General features: G+C 63.8%; 20 protein-coding genes. 5 read left to right on the top strand and 15 right to left on the bottom strand.

Features of this window, described 5'->3' with window-relative positions; all coding sequences use genetic code 11:
• The first annotated feature begins 20 nt into the window (after positions 1-20).
• Positions 21-431, top strand: coding sequence for a c-type cytochrome (locus QYC26_RS13725; RefSeq protein ID WP_317512785.1), 411 nt, complete (start codon positions 21-23; stop codon positions 429-431).
• 6 nt (positions 432-437) lie between these two features.
• On the opposite strand, the gene QYC26_RS13720 is transcribed toward QYC26_RS13725, so the two are convergent.
• From QYC26_RS13720 to recO, 7 genes are all read right to left on the bottom strand, one after another.
• Positions 438-698, bottom strand: coding sequence for a hypothetical protein (locus QYC26_RS13720; protein ID WP_317512784.1), 261 nt, complete (start codon positions 696-698; stop codon positions 438-440).
• Entirely contained in the window at positions 695-1213 is a 519-nt protein-coding gene (locus QYC26_RS13715; RefSeq protein ID WP_317512783.1) for a GNAT family N-acetyltransferase, read from the bottom strand. Before QYC26_RS13715 ends, QYC26_RS13720 begins: the two co-directional genes overlap by 4 nt.
• Positions 1213-2004 (bottom strand): LysR family transcriptional regulator, encoded by a 792-nt coding sequence (locus tag QYC26_RS13710; RefSeq protein WP_317512782.1) that lies wholly within the window; start codon positions 2002-2004, stop codon positions 1213-1215. The genes QYC26_RS13715 and QYC26_RS13710 overlap by 1 nt, the downstream gene beginning before the upstream one ends.
• Before the next feature lie 22 nt (positions 2005-2026).
• Positions 2027-2425, bottom strand: coding sequence for a Co2+/Mg2+ efflux protein ApaG (gene apaG / locus QYC26_RS13705; RefSeq protein ID WP_317512781.1), 399 nt, complete (start codon positions 2423-2425; stop codon positions 2027-2029).
• Positions 2426-2437: 12 nt separating this feature from the next.
• The gene (locus QYC26_RS13700; RefSeq protein ID WP_317512780.1) at positions 2438-3646 is read right to left on the bottom strand and encodes a trans-sulfuration enzyme family protein; all 1209 of its coding nucleotides are present in this window, start codon (positions 3644-3646) and stop codon (positions 2438-2440) included.
• Between the two features lie 27 nt (positions 3647-3673).
• A complete protein-coding gene (gene leuB / locus QYC26_RS13695) occupies positions 3674-4720 on the bottom strand; it encodes a 3-isopropylmalate dehydrogenase (protein ID WP_317512779.1) in 1047 nt (348 codons plus the stop codon).
• 157 nt (positions 4721-4877) lie between these two features.
• The gene (recO, locus tag QYC26_RS13690) at positions 4878-5609 is read right to left on the bottom strand and encodes a DNA repair protein RecO (RefSeq protein WP_317512778.1); all 732 of its coding nucleotides are present in this window, start codon (positions 5607-5609) and stop codon (positions 4878-4880) included.
• Between the two features lie 161 nt (positions 5610-5770).
• Here recO and QYC26_RS13685 point away from each other — a divergent pair, with 161 nt between their 5' ends.
• Both QYC26_RS13685 and QYC26_RS13680 read left to right on the top strand, forming a co-directional pair.
• Complete coding sequence (locus QYC26_RS13685) at positions 5771-6229, top strand: MaoC family dehydratase (protein ID WP_317512777.1); 459 nt, start codon at positions 5771-5773, stop codon at positions 6227-6229.
• A 25-nt stretch (positions 6230-6254) separates the two neighbouring features.
• Positions 6255-7433: an acetyl-CoA C-acyltransferase gene (locus QYC26_RS13680; RefSeq protein ID WP_317512776.1), complete on the top strand. Its 1179-nt coding sequence runs from the start codon at positions 6255-6257 to the stop codon at positions 7431-7433.
• Between the two features lie 101 nt (positions 7434-7534).
• Here QYC26_RS13680 and QYC26_RS13675 read toward each other — a convergent pair whose 3' ends face one another.
• Positions 7535-8134 carry a hypothetical protein gene (locus QYC26_RS13675; RefSeq protein WP_317512775.1) on the bottom strand — a complete coding sequence of 200 codons (600 nt, stop codon included), beginning with the start codon at positions 8132-8134 and terminating at the stop codon, positions 7535-7537.
• A 228-nt stretch (positions 8135-8362) separates the two neighbouring features.
• Between QYC26_RS13675 and QYC26_RS13670 the strand changes: the two genes are divergently transcribed.
• Positions 8363-9196, top strand: a complete 834-nt coding sequence (locus QYC26_RS13670) for an SDR family NAD(P)-dependent oxidoreductase (protein ID WP_317512774.1) — start codon at positions 8363-8365, stop codon at positions 9194-9196.
• Positions 9197-9218: 22 nt separating this feature from the next.
• Here the strand turns inward: QYC26_RS13670 and QYC26_RS13665 are convergent, their stop codons facing one another.
• The 3 genes from QYC26_RS13665 to QYC26_RS13655 form a co-directional block, all read right to left on the bottom strand.
• Positions 9219-9467, bottom strand: a complete 249-nt coding sequence (locus QYC26_RS13665) for a hypothetical protein (protein WP_317512773.1) — start codon at positions 9465-9467, stop codon at positions 9219-9221.
• Positions 9468-9507: 40 nt separating this feature from the next.
• Positions 9508-9798, bottom strand: coding sequence for a hypothetical protein (locus tag QYC26_RS13660; protein WP_317512772.1), 291 nt, complete (start codon positions 9796-9798; stop codon positions 9508-9510).
• A gap of 97 nt (positions 9799-9895) precedes the next feature.
• A complete protein-coding gene (locus tag QYC26_RS13655; protein ID WP_317512771.1) occupies positions 9896-11113 on the bottom strand; it encodes a polyhydroxyalkanoate depolymerase in 1218 nt (405 codons plus the stop codon).
• A 233-nt stretch (positions 11114-11346) separates the two neighbouring features.
• Between QYC26_RS13655 and QYC26_RS13650 the strand changes: the two genes are divergently transcribed.
• Positions 11347-13128 carry an ABC transporter transmembrane domain-containing protein gene (locus QYC26_RS13650; protein ID WP_317512770.1) on the top strand — a complete coding sequence of 594 codons (1782 nt, stop codon included), beginning with the start codon at positions 11347-11349 and terminating at the stop codon, positions 13126-13128.
• 461 nt (positions 13129-13589) lie between these two features.
• Here the strand turns inward: QYC26_RS13650 and QYC26_RS13645 are convergent, their stop codons facing one another.
• The 4 genes from QYC26_RS13645 to QYC26_RS13630 form a co-directional block, all read right to left on the bottom strand.
• Positions 13590-14021 carry a biopolymer transporter ExbD gene (locus tag QYC26_RS13645; RefSeq protein ID WP_317512769.1) on the bottom strand — a complete coding sequence of 144 codons (432 nt, stop codon included), beginning with the start codon at positions 14019-14021 and terminating at the stop codon, positions 13590-13592.
• A gap of 27 nt (positions 14022-14048) precedes the next feature.
• Positions 14049-14540, bottom strand: a complete 492-nt coding sequence (locus QYC26_RS13640) for a biopolymer transporter ExbD (protein ID WP_317512768.1) — start codon at positions 14538-14540, stop codon at positions 14049-14051.
• 100 nt (positions 14541-14640) lie between these two features.
• On the bottom strand, positions 14641-15408 hold the full coding sequence (locus QYC26_RS13635; protein WP_317512767.1) for a MotA/TolQ/ExbB proton channel family protein: 768 nt from the start codon (positions 15406-15408) through the stop codon (positions 14641-14643).
• Positions 15409-15467: 59 nt separating this feature from the next.
• The gene (locus tag QYC26_RS13630) at positions 15468-16121 is read right to left on the bottom strand and encodes an energy transducer TonB (RefSeq protein ID WP_317512766.1); all 654 of its coding nucleotides are present in this window, start codon (positions 16119-16121) and stop codon (positions 15468-15470) included.
• Positions 16122-16693 lie beyond the last annotated feature (572 nt).

Here is a 16693-nt window from a genome sequence, read left to right as displayed (position 1 = left end):
CCGCGAAAGGTTTTGCTGCCATGCGTATCGTTTCCGGGCTTGCCGGCGCCCTGTTCCTCACCGCCTGCGGCCAGCCCCAGCCGGCTGCCGAGCAACCTGACACCGCGCCCAGCGCATCGCAGACGGCCACGGCACAACGCCCGCCGGCCTTCCAGCAATGCGCGGTCTGCCATGCCGACACGCCGGGCGCACCGCGCAGGAGCGGCCCCAATCTGCACGGCGTGATGGGCAGCAAGGCGGGCACCGTCCCCGCCGACTTCGCCTTTTCGGACGGCATGAAAAAGGCGGGCTTCACCTGGGACCGCGCAAAGATGGATGCCTTTATCGAGAACCCTGCCGTCGTTGTTCCCGGAACGCGCATGGTATTTCGCGGCGAGAAAGACCCCGCGCGGCGCGAGGCGATCGTCGATTATCTCGAAACGCTGAAGTAAAAAGGCTCAGTCGGGCTTGTCGGGGGTTTCCGGCGGCTCGCGGCTGGCGACGATCTCGATCTTGCGGAACAGCATGCGGTGGGTGATCGCCGCCAGCATCAGCGTGGCGCCGATCAAGAGCACGAACAGCGCGATCCATTTGAGATAGGGCATGTCGGGCTGGCGCTTGGCCGCCAGCGCCAGCGCGGCGCCCGCAAGCAGCAGGATCAGCCCGAGCCGCCGCGCCCGGCCCACGATTGCGTGGATGGTCATATCCTGCGGCGTCATCGCCATTCTCCTGCCAGCAACCCGAAGATCAGGCTGTCGCGTACACCGATATGCGTTTCCCATTCGGCGCGCAAATGGCCTTCCTGCCGAAATCCGAGCGTCTTGAGCAGCGCGACCGAGGCATGGTTGTCGGGATCGACATCGGCACAGATGCGGCGCAGCGCCATTTCGCCAAAGCCGTGGGAGAGCACGGCGGACACCGCCTCGCGCGCCAGCCCCTGCCCCCATGCCGCGCGGCGCAGGATATAGCCCAGCTCGCGCACGCCGGGGCGGCAGTCGCCAAGCACCACCCAGCCCAGCGCCTCGCCGCCATCTTTGGTGATCGCCCAGGTCAGCCAGTCGGCCTGCTCGGCATTGGCCGCGACATAGGCGCGCGTCTCTTCCAGATCGCGGTGCGGCGCGCTGGACCACCAGCGCATCAGGTCGACATCCGAAAGCGCGACATGCATCGCCTCGGCATCGGCCGTGACCAGCGGACGCAGGACGAGCCGTTCCGTCCGCAATGTCGGCAGCATCAGTTGGTCAGCGCCTCGACCAGCGCCTTCACCTTTTTCTGGCGCCATTGCGGCAGCGGCGCGATGAGCCAGTACGCAAGCGGCGACGGCCGCGTCTCGCCCAGCGCCACGACGCGCCCCGAGGCGATGTCCGCGTTCGCGAGCAGTTCGGGCACGCAGGTGCGCCCAAAGCCGTTGGCGGCGGCATCGATGGCCAGCCCGGCATCGCCCACGCGCAGCGCGGGGCTATCCTCATCGGCGGGGCATCCCGGCCAGGCGATCCGGCCATCGGCGGCGTCCCTGGGCGCGGCGACGGTGACGAAACGGCCGTCGAGCAGCTTGGCGCCTTCATTTTCGCCCGGCCCTTCGGCAAGGCGGATGGCGAGATCGAGATTGGCCTCGGTGAAATCGAGATCGCCTTCGCTGGCGATCAGCGTGAAGCGGATTTCGGGGTCGCTGCGGCCATAATCGGCCAGTCGCGCGGCGAGCCATTTGGCGGTGAAATCGCGCGGCGCGGCGATGGTGAGCGACTTGGACGACTGGCCCGCCTGCATGGCGCGCACCGATTCCTCGAACTGGAGGAAACCCGCGCGCAGCGCATCGAGCCCTGCTTCCCCCTCGGGCGTCAATTCCAGCCCCTTGGCGGTGCGGCGGAACAGGACGACGCCCAACGTGTCTTCGAGCGCGCGGATCTGCTGCCCCACGGCCGCCGGCGTCACCGCCAGCTCATCCGCCGCGCGGGTGAAGCTCAGATGCCGGGCAGCGGCATCGAGCACGCGCAGGCCGTTCAGCGGAAGATGGGTACGCTTCATATCGTCAACCTGTTGCCAGCCCTCATTGCGCGGTCACGGGCGCGACCAGAGGGAAACGCGGAATCTTCACATCGAAGGTCGAGCCATCCTCGCCAATCATGTGATAGCTGCCCTGCATCACCCCGGTGGGCGTGCCGAGCGGACAGCCGGACACATAGTCGTAAGAGGCGCCGGGGGCGATCATCGGCTGTTCGCCGACAACGCCCTCGCCCTCCACCGAATGGCGCGCGCCGCGCCCATCGGTGATGACCCAGTGGCGGGTGAGAAGCTGGACCGCCATCGGCGCGTCATTCTCTATGCGGATATGATAGGCCCAGAACCAGCGCCCCTGATCGGGCTCCGACTGCTCGGCCAGATAGCTCACCGAAACCCGGACCGTGATGCCCCGGGTGGTTTCCGCATAGGGGAAGAGCGCCTTCACCCTACCCCTGCCTTACAGGCCCGCCGCGCGCAGCGCCTGATCGAAATCCTCGATCAGGTCCTGCGGGTCTTCAAGCCCGACATTGAGGCGCAGCATGCCCTCGGTCACGCCCATTTCCTGGCGCACTTCCTCGGACAGGCCGGCATGGGTGGTGGAACATGGGTGCGTCATCAGCGAACGGCTGTCCCCGATATTGTTCGAGATGTCGACGAGCCGAAGCGCGTCGAGCAGAGCATGCGCCTGTTTGCGCCCGCCGTCGAGATAGATGGAGAAGATCGGCCCCGCAGCCGTCATCTGGCGCATCGCCAGTTCGTGCTGCGGATGGCTCTTGAGCGCCGGGTACAGCACGCGCGGGACCCGGGTTTCGAGGAATTCGGCCACCTTGAGTGCGTTCTCGCTCTGGCGCGTGATGCGCAGGTCGAGCGTTTCGAGCCCCTTCAGCACCACCCAGGCGTTGAACGCCGAAAGCGTCGGCCCGGTGTTGCGCTGGAAGGGCAGCAGCACATTGTTGATGAAATCATTGCTGCCAGCGACCGCCCCGGCGAGCACGCGGCCCTGCCCGTCCATCATCTTCGTCGCCGAATAGGCGACGACGTCGGCACCGAAATCCAGCGGGCGCTGGAGCACGGGGGTGGCAAAGGCATTGTCGACCACGGTGGTGATGCCGGCATTGCGCGCAACATCGCACACCGCCTTGAGGTCGACGATGTCCATCGTCGGGTTCGCCGGGGTTTCGAAGAAGAAGAGCTTGGTGTTCGGGCGGATCGCCGCCTTCCACTGATCGGGATCGCGCCCGTCGATGATCGTCGAGGTGATGCCGAAGCGCGGCAGCAGCGTATCGGTGAGCCAGCGGCACGAGCCGAAGGCCGCACGCCCGGCGACAAGATGATCGCCCTGGCTGAGCTGGCAGAGCAGCGCCGCGGTCATCGCCGCCATGCCCGAGGCCTGGCAGCGCACCGCCTCCGCCCCTTCGAGCAGCGCGATGCGCTGTTCGAGCATCTCGACCGTCGGGTTTTGCAGGCGGCTATAGGTCATGCCGTCCTGTTCGCCCGCAAACCGCGCGGCGGCATCGCCGGCGCGGTCATAGGTATAGCCCGAGGTAAGGAACAGCGCCTCGGAAGTTTCGCCATATTCGGTCCGCGCGGTGCCACCCCGAACCGCCTGGGTTGCGGGGCGCCAGTTCTGCGTGATCGATCGATCCTGACCGGTATGTCTTTTCATCGTCTCTTCTTCTCGTGCTCGGTCTGTTCAGGCAAGGGCTGCGACAACGGCGTCGCCCATTTCCTGCGTCGACATGCTTCCGCCGAGATCGGCGCTGCGCGCACCGTTCGCCAGCGCCTTGGCAACCGCGGCTTCCAGGCGATCGGCTTCGGCCGACCGGTCGAACGAATACCGCAGCATCATCGCCGCCGAAAGGATGGTGGCCAGCGGATTGGCCTTGCCCTGGCCGGCAATGTCGGGCGCGCTGCCGTGGATCGGCTCGTACAGGCCCTTGTTCGAGCCATCGAGCGTGGCCGAGGGGAGCATGCCGATCGAGCCCGCGCACATCGACGCCTGATCCGACAGGATATCGCCGAACAGATTGCCGGTGACGATCACATCGAACTGGCCGGGGTTGCGCACCAACTGCATCGCGGCGTTGTCGACATACATGTGGCTGAGTTCGACGTCCTGATAGTCGGCCGAAACCTCGATCACCACGTCGCGCCAGAGCTGCGAGGTTTCGAGCACGTTCGCCTTGTCGACCGAGCAGAGCTTGCCGCGGCGCGCGCGCGCGGTTTCGAAGCCGACCTTGGCGATGCGTGCGATTTCGGCTTCGTTATACGCCATCACATCATAGCCCTGACGCAGGCCTTCGGGCGTCGTGCGGTGGCCCTTTTCGCCGAAATAGACGTCGCCATTGGTTTCGCGGACGATGACAAGATCGATCGCCTTCGCCACTTCAGGGCGCAGCGCCGAGGCATCGGCCAGTTCGGGGAAGAGCTTGGCGGGGCGCAGATTGGCGAACAGGCCAAGATGCTTGCGCAGGCCGAGGATCGCCTGTTCGGGGCGCAGATGACGTTCCAGCGAATCGCAATCGGGATCGCCCACCGCGCCAAACAGGATCGCATCGGCACGCTTGGCGAGCGCGAGCGTCGATTCCGGCAGCGGATGGCCAAGCTGCTTGTACGCCGCGCCGCCCACGGGCGCTTCTTCGAATTCAAGCCCGGTCACGCCCGCCGCGTCGAGCACACGCATCGTCTGCGCGATGATTTCAGGACCGATACCGTCTCCGGGCAATAACGCGACGAGCATAGCTTTCCTTCACTGACTTGCGCCCGCCAGAAACCGGGCCATGCCTGCCGAAAAGCCGCCTCTTGCAATCGATGCAAGGAAGAAAGGCTTGCCCGTCAACAAGCATGGGGCGAGCAATGGACAATTGACGTAGCGGCACATGCCCCGCCCGGCCCCGTCACGCAACCGCCCTTTTGAGCCTTTCGACCAGTCTTTCACGGGCGGCACCGATATCGATCCGCCGCTCGGCCAATATATCGCGGGTCAGAAAATGGCCGGTCAGCCTCAATCCGTCGATGATGTCGGGCCAGTCGGCAGCGCCACCGAGCCGCAAAAAGGCCGGAAAGCGCAGCAGCCTGTCGGCATAGGGCGCGCCCGCCTCCGCGCTCACCGCCCGCCCCGTCTTGGGGCTGACCCAGACCAGATCGTCGGCGCTGTCGGTCACCGCGCAGCGTTCGAGATCGAGCCCGAAACCCAGTTCGGACAAGAGCAGCAGTTCAAAGCGCACCAGCGCCACCGCCCATCCCCGCGCGGCCGGGGCCGCCTCGATCGCGCCGAGCACGCCGTCGAGCGCGTCGTGAAGCTCGGGAAAGGGCTGCCCTTCGGGCAGCGAGGCGGCGGTGAGCGCGGTCGTCCAGTCGAGCGCGGCAGCCGCCAGCGGCTCCCCCATCAGCGGCGCGCGGCTGTGGATAAGTTCGACCGAAAGGCTCGCCAACTGCTCCTCGGTCCGGGCGCGATATTCGGCGGCGACGATGTTCGAGGGCATCAGCACGGGGCGCAGCCGGCGCGAATGCCCGCCGCGCACATAGCCCGCGAGCAGCCCGTTCTGCGGCGTGAGCCCGCGCACAATGGCCCCGCTTTCGCCGTGCGCGCGGACCGCGCAGATGATCGCTTCCGTCCTCAGGTGCATGCTCCGCCTTCTATCCGCTTGGGGCGCCACGTCCAGCGCCACGAATGGGCCCGGCAAGGCCCGACGCTGCGGAATCCGGGGCTTTTGACTTTCGCTTTTCCAAAGGGATAACCTGCCGGGGAACGGGCCGAAAGCGCCCAGCCCAGGGAGGAACATCGCGCATGAAAACCGTGTCGGTGGAGGACATGAAGGCAATGGCGGGCCAGGTGATCGGCACGTCGGACTGGCTGACCATCGATCAGCCGATGATCAACGCCTTTGCCGATGCCACGGGCGATCACCAGTTCATCCATGTCGATCCCGAACGCGCGGCGCAGACGCCGTTTCGCGGCACGATCGCACATGGCTTCCTGACGCTTTCGCTGTTCCCCCGGCTTTACGAAATGTCGGATGCGCCGCAGTGCGGCGGCATTCGCATGGGCGTGAATTATGGCGGCAACAAGGTACGGTTCCTCACCCCGGTGCGCTCGGGCAAGCGCGTGCGCGGCGTATTCACGCTGATCGAACTCGCCGAAAAGCGCCCCGGCCAGTTTCAGCAGACGCTCGAATTCACCGTCGAGATCGAGGGCGAGGACAAGCCCGCGCTCGTCGCCGAATGGATCGTCCAGTTCTTCATCTGAATCTGACGCCTGGAAGGAATTGAACATGCGCGACGCCGTCATCGTCTCCACCGCCCGCACGCCGATCGGCCGCGCCTATCGCGGCGCGTTCAACGCGTTGCCTGCCCCCACGCTTGCCGCGCATGCGATCCGCGCGGCGGTGGAGCGCGCAGGGCTAGATCCGGCCGAGGTGGACGATGTGATCTTCGGCGCCGCGCTGCAACAGGGGCATCAGGCGGGCAATATCGCGCGCACGTCGCTGCTGCGCGCCGGGCTGCCGGTCAGCGTGGCGGGAATGTCGGTCGACCGGCAATGCGCCTCGGGGCTGATGGCGATCGCCACCGCCGCCAAGCAGGTGATCACCGACAATATGGACATCGTCGTCGGCGGCGGGGTGGAATCGATCTCGCTCGTCCAGACGCCCGAGATGCGCCTTGCGCCCGACCCCGAGCTAGTGGCGATGCACAAGGACATCTACATGCCGATGCTCGGCACCGCCGAGGTGGTGGCGAAGCGCTACAATATCGGGCGCGAGGCACAGGATATCTATGCCCTCCAGTCGCAACAGCGCACCGCCGCCGCACAAGCCGCAGGCAAGTTCGACGACGAGATCATCCCCGTCACCGCGACGATGGCGGTGGTCGACAAGGCGACCAAGCAAGTCAGCCACCAGCAGGTGACGCTTGCGAAGGACGAGGGCAACCGCCCGGACACGACGGCGGAGGGGCTTGCCGCGCTGCCGCCCGTCATGGGCCCCGGCATGACGATCACCGCGGGCAATGCCAGCCAGTTGTCCGACGGATCGGCCGCCTGTGTCGTGATGGAAGCGCGCACCGCCGAAAAGCGCGGGCTCACCCCGCTTGGCCGCTATGTCGGCATGGCGGTTGCGGGCACCGAGCCCGACGAAATGGGGATCGGCCCGGTCTTCGCCATCCCCAAGCTGCTCCAGCGTTTTCGCCTCAAGATGGACGATATCGGCCTGTGGGAACTCAACGAGGCCTTTGCCGTGCAGGTTATTTACTGCCGCGACACGCTGGGCATCCCCAATGACCTGATGAACGTGAACGGCGGCGCGATCTCGATCGGGCACCCCTATGGCATGTCGGGCGCGCGGATGACCGGCCACGCGCTGATCGAAGGCAAGCGACGCGGCGCGAAATATGCCGTCGTCACCATGTGCATCGGCGGTGGCCAGGGCGCTGCGGGCTTGTTCGAGATATTCTAGGCGGCCGGGCAGCGGCCATGCCTTCGTTGATGTGCGTGAACGACAGATCGCTGCCATATCTGATCTACGTAATTTTTCTAAAACTCCATGTAAATTCGCGCCTATAGACGGCGCGCCTGCGCCATAGCGCGAACATATTGATCCGCGACGCGATACATGGCCGGTCCAAGCATGTGTGGTTTAGGCGCTTCTGTTTCCTCTGGGCGGACATAACGGAGAGCGTAGTCTATCTCTTTGGTATGAAGCTCGCTCAGGCGTTTGAGGTATTCCTTAAAAAGAACTCCGCTGTCTTCATTGAAAGCGCCCTGCCATTCCTCACTCATTTTTGCTGCCTCCCATTCCTCATCAGCGGCTTTCAGAAGATCAACCCGAAGTTGCGCGCTTCTTATGTCGTTCCAGAGTTTCCAAATGTCATGCCCGAATGATCGGACGTCAGTTGCAGTAGGGTCGGCTGTGATTAGGTTAGCTTTGAGGAGCAATTCGGTGCCATGGGCGAGAAGGTGGAGCGGTGGCGTCATTATCACGCCCCGCCGGTACTCTGCGCTGGCGCGCAGAATTTCAGCGGCGTGCAAGTAGCGCCTAGCTTCGATGAGCCAGTCGAAGCCAGGTCTGTTTTTCAACTCCTTCCAAAACGCATCCTCCATTATCACCTCCACGGCCATTTTTGTTGTTTGAGCTAAAACCTCGATGGGAATGAACATCTTCGTACGAGTTGTAAGCTACCAGTTCTCCCCCTTGCTCCCCTGCCTCACATAGCGCCTATTAATGGACTGTTTCCGTCCGGATTGCGCGCACCAGACGCACATCCTTCCAGCGCCCGCCCCACATTCTTCCAGCGCCCGCCCCACATTTTGCCAATTTACAAATTTGGACCTCAGTGCAATTTTACTCTCACAGAACAAAATTCATCTATGGAGAGGGATGCACTCATGGGTCTTTTGACAGGCAAGGTCGCCATCATCACCGGCGCGAGCCGGGGTATCGGGGCGGCCATCTCGCGGCGCTTTTCGGCGGAGGGTGCCGATGTCGCGATCGTCGCGCGCACCATTGAGCCGAGCGACAAGATCGAGGGCAGCCTGCGGCAGACCGCCGAGCAGATCGAGGCGCAGGGCGGCCGCTGCCTGATGATCCAGGCCAATATCGCCGATCCGGAAGACCGCGCCAATATCGTCGCCGAAACGGTCGCGCATTTCGGCGGGCTCGACATTCTGGTCAACAACGCCGCCTGGGCGCGGTTCGTGCCGATCACCGAGGCGACACCCAAGCAGATGCACCTCGCGTTCCAGATGAACCTCTTCGCGCCGCAGGACCTGTCGCAACAGGCGCTCCCCCATATGAAGGCGCGGGGGCAAGGCTGGATCCTCAACATCGGCAGCGGCGCATCCGACCTGCCCCCCACCGCGCCGTACGACGCCGAAGACCGCGCATTCCAGTTCAACAAAAATGGATACGCCACCCTTTACGGCGCGTCGAAGGCCGCGATGAACCGGCTGACGGCCGGCTGGGCGGTCGAGCTTGCCGGCAGCGGAATCGCGGTCAACGTGCTGGCCCCGGTCGGCGCGGTTGCCAGCGAGGGCGCGCTGGCGGTTGGCGGCTGGGATGACCGCGATCATGTCGAGCCCGTGGAGACGATGGTCGAGGCCGCGTTGCAGCTCTGCCACCGCCCCGCGGCGGACCTCAGCGGCGAGGTTGTCCGCAGCCTCCCCCTGCTCGACCGGCTGGGCGTGCGCGCCAGGGCGCTCGACGGCGGGGTGCTGGCCTGATCTTGGCCGCGAAGCCGGGGGCTTAGTCGCCCTCGGCCAGCGCCGCGTCGAGCATGACGATCCACAGGCTTTCGGCCGAGGCCTGGGCGCCTTCGAGATGATCGCCGCCCGCCTGCCGCATCCCGGCGCTTGCCTCGCGCAGCGCACCGAGCGCCGCACGGGCATTGGCGCGGTACATCCGCCGCAGCAACTCTGCATCGGGATCGTCCCACGCCCAGTCGGGGGAGACGACATCATACATGGCGCGCGCAGCGCGTTCGACGGGGGTCATTGACTGATGCTCCACTGAACCCGGAAAACAGGCGACAGGATCAATCCTCGTCGCCGTCCTCATCTTCATCTTCAAACGCGTCCACGTGCGGTGCCGCGCCGTCCTCGGGCGCCCAGATCGCCGCGGATTCGGCATAGGCCTCAAGCTCGCGCCAGTGCCGGTCCCAGCCCGGCCCGCGCTGCGCCTCGGGGATCACCTTTTCCACCCAGGCGCGCGCGCGGGCAACCGGATTGCCCCCGGGGGCCGTCAGGCGTTCCGCGATTTCGCGAATGGCGCGGGCGGTATCGGCGTCCTCGGCGGAAGCATGGGCGGGTGTATCGGATGCGCTCATGACGGCGCGATAGACGCCCCCTGAGCCCGGCTCAAGCGGCATCGTCACCTGAGCGATACAAAGACGAAAGGGCGGGAAGCCGCGCTCCCCGCGCCGTTCAATTGTGCGTGGCGATCCAGTCTTCGACAATCGGCGCGATCTTGTTGCGCCATTTGCTGCCGTTGAAGATGCCGTAATGGCCAACATCGGGGGCAAGATGATATTTCTTGTGCTTGGCGGGCAGCTTGGTCGCGAGCGTGAGCGCGGCCTTGGTCTGCCCGATCCCCGAAATATCGTCGCGCTCGCCCTCGACCGCGAGCAGGCCGATATCCTTCATATCGGCAGGATCGACCCGCACGCCGCGATGATAGAACTGGCCCTGCGGCAGCAGATGACGCTGGAACACTGCGTCGATCGTCTGCAGATAGAATTCCGCCGTCATGTCGCAGACCGAGCGATATTCCTCGTAAAAGGCCTTGGTCGCCTCCGCGCTTTCATCGTCGCCTTGCACCAGATGCTTGAACATCTCCCAATGGCTCATCAGATGGTTGCCGAGGTTCATCGACATGAAACCGGCAAGCTGCAGGAAGCCGGGATATACCTGACGCCCACCGCCCGGATAATGCATCGGGACGGTCGCGATCACATTCTGTTCGAACCACGAGAAAGGCCGTTCGGTGGCCAGCGTGTTCACCGCCGTCGGCGCCTCGCGCGTGTCGACCGGGCCGCCCATCATGGTCAGCGTTTTCGGGCGGCAGGGATGGTTCTGCTTCGCCATGATCGCCGCCGCAGCATAAGCGGGCACCGAAGGCTGGCAGACGGCGAGCATATGCGCGCCGGGGCCGATCTCTTCGAGAAAGGCGATGATGTAATCGATATAATCGTCGAGATCGAACCGCCCTTCCGACCGGGGAACCAGCTTCGCGTCGCGCCAGTCGGTAATATACACTTCATGCTTGGGCAGCATGCGTTCGACCGTGCCGCGCAGCAGCGTGGCATAATGGCCCGACATCGGCGCCACGATCAGCAGCTTGGGCGACCCCTCAATCCCCTCGCGCGTGAAGCGCTTCAATTGGCCGAAGGGCTTTTGCAGAACGATTTCCTCGAAAACCGTGACGGCCTTTCCATCCACCTCGGTTTCGAGCAGGCCAAAGCCGGGCTTGCCACGCGGCGCTGCTGCATGTGCGAACACATCGAGCGCGGACGCAAGCACCGGACCACCGCCGAAATAGGCAAAGGGGTTGGCCGGGTTCTGGAAGAACTCCGCCCCGATATTGGCGAAGGCACTGGCACCGGCGAGCAGCGAACGCTGCAGTTCATAGGCGTTATAGAGCATGACAACCCATAATTGTTCCCGATCTGCCGCCGGGCATCCCTCATTATCGGCGTCAGACTAACCCAATTTTTCCGCATTGCAAAAGAGGATTGCATGCCAATTTCGCAACTGCGTAATCGAAATTGGCATCACCCTGCCAAAACTCACAGATGCCGTAACGGAAAGCTGGCAATCAGCGCATTTCGATCATTCAGGAGATTTAACGTCCCGGCAAAATCGGCTAGGCGCACCCCATGGCGACCAGCGCAGACGAAAAGAACACCGCCGGACGGAAACTCGGCAATCTGTCAATGATTTGGCGGGTGGCGGCACGCTACCCCGGCAAGATCGCGGCGGCGGCGCTTGCGCTGCTGACGGCGGCAAGCGCGACGCTTGCGATCCCGGCGGGGTTCAAGCGCGTCGTCGACAACGGTTTTTCGGCCAGCGGCGGTGGCGATGTCAGCCTGCATTTCCGCTATTTGCTGCTGATCGTGGCGGTGCTCGCCATCGCAACCGCGCTGCGTTTCTATTTCGTGTCCTGGCTTGGTGAACGCGTGGTCGCGGATATCCGCATCATGGTCCAGCGCAATTTGCTGCGCCTTGCTCCCCGCTTCTTCGAGGAAAATCGCCCCTCCGAAATCGCCTCGCGCCTCACCTCCGACACGACGGTGATCGAACAGATCGTCGGGACAACGGTTTCGGTCGCACTGCGCAACGCCGTGATGGCGGTTGGCGGGATCATCTATCTCTTCACGCTCGCGCCGACGCTCACCGCGCTGCTGCTGCTCGGCATTCCCGCGATCATCCTGCCGATCTTCTTCATCGGCCGCCGCCTGCGCGATATTTCGCGCAAGAGCCAGGACCGCATCGCCGATGTCGGCGCCACCGTCTCCGAAACATTGGGCGCGATGAAGATCGTCCAGGCCTTTGGGCAGGAACCCCGCGAGGCCGAACGCTTTGGCAGCACGGTGGAAGAGGCGTTCGCCGCCGCACGCCGCCGCATCCGCCTGCGGTCGATCCTGACCGCCATCGTCATCTCGCTGGTGTTCGGATCGATCACCATGGTGATGTGGAAGGGCGCGCTCGACGTCGCATCGGGCACCTTGTCGAGCGGCACGATCGCCGCCTTCGTCCTGACCGGCGCGCTCGTCGCCGGGGCGCTCGGCGCGCTCACCGAAGTCTACGGCGATCTGGTGCGCGGTGCGGGTGCCGCCGGGCGGCTGGCCGAACTGCTCGCCGAACAGCCCGAGATCGCAGCGCCTGCGCATCCGCGCCCCCTGCCCCAGCCTCCGCTTGGGCTGATCGAGTTCGATCACGTCACCTTCCATTATCCGACGCGCCCCGATGTGAGCGCGCTTGAGGATTTCTCACTGACCATCGCGCCGGGCGAAACCGTCGCCGTTGTCGGCCCCTCGGGCGCCGGCAAGTCGACGCTGTTCCAGATGATCCAGCGCTTCTACGACCCCGCGGGCGGAGTTGTGCGCGTCGACGGCGTGGCGCTGCCCGAGGCCGACCCTGCCGAGGTGCGCAGCCGCATGGCGATGGTGCCGCAGGAAACCGTGATCTTCGCCGCCTCCGCCCGCGACAATCTGCGCTACGGCCGCTGGGATGCCGATGATGAAGCGCTTTGGGCCGCCGCCGAGGCGGCCAATGCCGCCGAGTTCCTGCGCAAGCTGCCGCAAGGGCTCGACACCTTCATGGGCGAAGGCGGCGCGCGGCTTTCAGGCGGCCAGCGCCAGCGCCTGGCGATTGCCCGTGCCATCTTGCGCGATGCGCCCGTGCTGCTGCTCGACGAGGCGACATCGGCGCTCGATGCAGAGTCCGAGCGTCTTGTTCAGGACGCGCTCGAACGGCTGATGCGCGATCGCACGACGATCGTCATCGCGCACCGGCTCGCTACGGTGCGCGCGGCCGATCGCATCATCGTGATGAACGAGGGGCGCATCGTCGAACAGGGCAATCACGAAACGCTCGCGGCGCAGGGCGGGCTTTATGCGCGCCTTGCCCGGCTTCAGTTCAGCGACATGGTGGCCTAAGCGCCGCCCCATCACCGATCCGCACAGGCGGCTGGGCGCAAGGCTCGGCCGCCTCTTTTTGTGCCTGATTGCGCCTCGTTCCACGATATAATGCGATGGACCGGGCAAAAATCGCCACGCGATAATCTTTGGTTAACTTGGCGAAACACATTAGTCGGGCAAAAGGGTTATGCTGTGCCCTGAACTGGTGCCGGGGGGTTCCAGCCTCCCCGTTAACCCGCCCCATTTATACGAGAAACTATGAAGCGTTCCGACCTGTTCCAGCCTGACATCATGATCCTGGCCACGGTGGTGGTCGGGGCTCTTGTCTATGGCCTCTGGATCGTCGCCTACAAGCTGTTCGAGGGCTGACGCCGCACCGCCCGGGGCACGCGGACCGAGCAGCGGCTAAAAGCCATCACGACAATAAAAAAGGGCGGTCCCGAGGGACCGCCCTTTTTCGTTACCTGCGGCTGAACAGATTACCAGGTGCGGTACTGTTCGTTGCCGACGAAGCCCATCTTGGTAACTTCGGACTTCTTGATGATCGCCAGAACCTGGTCGACCACATCGTAGCGCGCCTGAGCGTCGGGCTGGAAGTGCAGCTCGGGCTCGGGTTCCATCACCTTGGTGCGATCAAGGTACTGGCGCAGCGTAACCCGGTCGATCGGGCTGCCGTTCCAGCTGATGGTGCCAGCGGCGTCGATGGTGATCTTGTTCTTGTCCGGCTGGATCGGGGGAGGATTCTGCCGCGCGTTGGGATCGTCGACCGGAAGGTCGATCTTCACAGCGTGCGTCTGAATCGGAATGGTGATGATGAACATGATGAGGAGAACGAGCATGACGTCGATAAGCGGCGTCGTGTTCATTTCCATCATCGGTTCGCCGTCGTCGCGGCCACCGCTCATTGCCATATCGGCTTACTCCTCAAACTCTGACCGTCACAGACGCTTCTGGACGAAGCTACCTGCGGGAGGCTGCGAAATGAAGCCAACGCGCGAGTAACCTGCCATCTGCATCGTGAAGATCGTGCCGCCGATGCAGCGATACGGAGTGCTCACGTCACCACGGATATGCGCTTCAGGCATATCTTCGGCCGTAAAGTTCTCGATACCGCCCTTCTTCTCGATCTCAGCCTTCAGCTTGTCGACTGCCCGGTTGAGCAGTTCTTCAGAGCTGACCTTGGTCAGATTCCAAAACACTTCGCATTCACCGTTCGCGCCGGAGCGCACGGTAAGCGAAACGTTTTCCGGCTTCGTGGTCGTCGGGTCATGAATGACCTCGGGGAGCTTCACGTCAACCGTCTGGATCACAACCGGGACCGCGATCAAGAAGATGATGAGGAGCACCAGCATAACGTCCACGAGGGGCGTCGTGTTGATGTCGGACATAGGGGTATCGTCGCCGCCACCCCCTCCTGCACTCATTGCCATCTATTCGGATCCTATCTGCTTAGGTTCCGGCGGGAATTCGAGAATTCCCACCGAAAACGCCTTGCGGGCGGGCGCCGGACGGGCCGGCACCCGGCCACAATCAGGCCTTGGTGGCGGCGGGGGTTGCAGGCTTTGCAGCTGCAGCCGGAGCCGGACGACCAGCAACCTTGGGCTTCACGGCGCCGTTCGAAACCATGTAGCCATGGATGTCGTTCGAGAAGGCGTTGAGGTCTTCGGCGATGCCCTTGTTACGGCGCTGCAGCCAGTTGTAGGCGAGCACGGCCGGAACTGCCACGGCGAGACCAAGCGCGGTCATGATGAGTGCTTCACCAACCGGACCGGCGACGACGTCGATCGACGCCTGACCCGACGAACCGATCTTGATGAGTGCGCGGTAGATACCGATAACGGTACCGAACAGACCGATGAACGGTGCGGTTGCACCAACGGTCGCGAGGAAAGCGAGGCCGGTGCCGAGCTTCGAGTTGATTGCAGCCTGGCTGCGATCGAGCGAACCGTGCAGCCAGTCATGTGCTTCGACCGGATCGGTCAGCTTGCTGTGCTGTTCCATGGCAACCAGACCATCGTCGACGATCTGCTTGTAGGCCGAGTTCTTTTCGAGCTTGGCGGCGCCTTCCTTGAGGCTGGGATTGTTCCAGAAGCTCGTGCGCACGCGCTTCGACTGGTTGATGATCTTCTGCTGTTCGAACAGCTTGGTGAACATGATGTAGAACGAGAAGACCGACATGCCGCAGAGGATGAGGAAGACCGCCCAAGCGATGGTACCACCCTGCTCAAGGGCGGCCATCAGGCCATAGGGGTTTTCGCCGCCATGGGCGGCCGCGGCTGCTGCGAATTGAATCAACATCTGGATAAGTTTCCTCTCAAATATGTATGCCGATTGGCGAATGCATCAAATCGTCGGGATCAGTCCGGCAGGCGCCAGGTGACGCGCTGGCTGCGGGTTTCCGATACCTTGCCGCCGCTTGCATCTTCCGCAGCGCGGAAGCGGAAACGACGGATGATCAGCTTGCAGGTTTCGGCATCCAGGATCGACGAACCGCTCGAGCCGGTCACGTTACAATCGGTAACGCGGCCATCGGGACCGATAGTATAGCTAGCGGTCGTCGTGCCCGATTCGCCTGCACGCTGTGCGGACGGCGGATAGTCGTCGTTGGAAATTGAGCCCGATCGAAGCTCTGCCTTCTTCGCGACGCGCGGCGGAGCCGGCGGCGGAGGCGGCGGAGGCGGTGCGGCAACCGGCGTCGGCGTAAAGACCGGCGGCGGTGTGTTCACAACGGCAATCGGCGGCGGCGGTGCGACATTCGTCTGCACGATTGGCGGCGGCGCAACAACTGGCGGCGGCTCAATCGGCTTATCCGGCGGCGGCGGCGGCGGTTCTTCCTCGGGCGGAGGAGGCTCATCTTGGACGTCAAAGACGTTCAGATCCTCAGCCGCCTTCTTGACCACGTTATAGGCCAGTCCGGTGACGAAGGCGTATCCGAGTACGGCGTGGAGCAACGCGACCACTACGATCGCTACCACACGGCTCGAACTCATCGATTGATCAGCGTAAGCCATTCAGAAACGATACTCCCTCTAATTCACTGTATCGAGCGGAGCGCGCTCCCCGGCCTCCTGCGCCGGAAAAACGTCAATGACCCGCTCTGCCACGATTTATTGTATCTTAAGGCAGAACTGTGTCTCTATCGCCACACTTCTGCAGACGCAATTGCTTTGTTTCACCCCCATCCGTGCAGGTCGGATATGGGCTCCATGCTCGGTTCATGTACAAAGTGCCAAAGCCGCTACCCGCACTCTATGGAGCCTTTATGACAATCGGAAAATTTCTATTCCCCGCGATGGCAGTTGCCGCATTTTTCGCCACGGAATCAGGGGCTCAGATTGTCCGGACAAATTCTGAATTCAGTTATGCTGACCTTGCCGACCTCGCCGTAAATGCGCCGATCGCAGTCGAAGCGGAAGTGCGCTCGGCGGTCCGGCTGAAAGATGCCGGTGGCAGCACAGCCGGGGTTGCGCGCTTCTTTGTGGAGGCCGATGTACTGGCATTGATTCGCGGCACGGGCGGGCTCCCGCCGAGAATCAACTATATCGCCGATGTGCCCCTGGATGCCCGCGGCAAAGCCCCTAAA

This window comes from Sphingomonas sp. C3-2 (assembly GCF_033025475.1).
GTDB lineage: Bacteria > Pseudomonadota > Alphaproteobacteria > Sphingomonadales > Sphingomonadaceae > Sphingobium_A.
Note: the sequence above shows the minus strand (reverse complement) of the source record. Positions and strands in the feature narration are given on the sequence as shown.

What these genes read in the sequence shown, in the direction of transcription:
- QYC26_RS13680 (WP_317512776.1), top strand. Translation starts at nt 6,255, where the DNA reads ATGCGCGACGCCGTCATCGTCTCCACCGCCCGCACGCCGATCGGCCGC.
- QYC26_RS13715 (WP_317512783.1), bottom strand. Translation starts at nt 1,213, where the DNA reads ATGCTGCCGACATTGCGGACGGAACGGCTCGTCCTGCGTCCGCTGGTC.
- QYC26_RS13675 (WP_317512775.1), bottom strand. Translation starts at nt 8,134, where the DNA reads ATGTTCATTCCCATCGAGGTTTTAGCTCAAACAACAAAAATGGCCGTG.
- QYC26_RS13725 (WP_317512785.1), top strand. Translation starts at nt 21, where the DNA reads ATGCGTATCGTTTCCGGGCTTGCCGGCGCCCTGTTCCTCACCGCCTGC.
- QYC26_RS13640 (WP_317512768.1), bottom strand. Translation starts at nt 14,540, where the DNA reads ATGGCAATGAGTGCAGGAGGGGGTGGCGGCGACGATACCCCTATGTCC.
- QYC26_RS13665 (WP_317512773.1), bottom strand. Translation starts at nt 9,467, where the DNA reads ATGACCCCCGTCGAACGCGCTGCGCGCGCCATGTATGATGTCGTCTCC.
- QYC26_RS13720 (WP_317512784.1), bottom strand. Translation starts at nt 698, where the DNA reads ATGACGCCGCAGGATATGACCATCCACGCAATCGTGGGCCGGGCGCGG.
- QYC26_RS13645 (WP_317512769.1), bottom strand. Translation starts at nt 14,021, where the DNA reads ATGGCAATGAGCGGTGGCCGCGACGACGGCGAACCGATGATGGAAATG.
- QYC26_RS13670 (WP_317512774.1), top strand. Translation starts at nt 8,363, where the DNA reads ATGGGTCTTTTGACAGGCAAGGTCGCCATCATCACCGGCGCGAGCCGG.
- QYC26_RS13685 (WP_317512777.1), top strand. Translation starts at nt 5,771, where the DNA reads ATGAAAACCGTGTCGGTGGAGGACATGAAGGCAATGGCGGGCCAGGTG.
- QYC26_RS13660 (WP_317512772.1), bottom strand. Translation starts at nt 9,798, where the DNA reads ATGAGCGCATCCGATACACCCGCCCATGCTTCCGCCGAGGACGCCGAT.
- QYC26_RS13635 (WP_317512767.1), bottom strand. Translation starts at nt 15,408, where the DNA reads ATGTTGATTCAATTCGCAGCAGCCGCGGCCGCCCATGGCGGCGAAAAC.
- QYC26_RS13630 (WP_317512766.1), bottom strand. Translation starts at nt 16,121, where the DNA reads ATGGCTTACGCTGATCAATCGATGAGTTCGAGCCGTGTGGTAGCGATC.
- QYC26_RS13710 (WP_317512782.1), bottom strand. Translation starts at nt 2,004, where the DNA reads ATGAAGCGTACCCATCTTCCGCTGAACGGCCTGCGCGTGCTCGATGCC.
- QYC26_RS13655 (WP_317512771.1), bottom strand. Translation starts at nt 11,113, where the DNA reads ATGCTCTATAACGCCTATGAACTGCAGCGTTCGCTGCTCGCCGGTGCC.
- leuB (WP_317512779.1), bottom strand. Translation starts at nt 4,720, where the DNA reads ATGCTCGTCGCGTTATTGCCCGGAGACGGTATCGGTCCTGAAATCATC.
- QYC26_RS13650 (WP_317512770.1), top strand. Translation starts at nt 11,347, where the DNA reads ATGGCGACCAGCGCAGACGAAAAGAACACCGCCGGACGGAAACTCGGC.
- recO (WP_317512778.1), bottom strand. Translation starts at nt 5,609, where the DNA reads ATGCACCTGAGGACGGAAGCGATCATCTGCGCGGTCCGCGCGCACGGC.
- QYC26_RS13700 (WP_317512780.1), bottom strand. Translation starts at nt 3,646, where the DNA reads ATGAAAAGACATACCGGTCAGGATCGATCGATCACGCAGAACTGGCGC.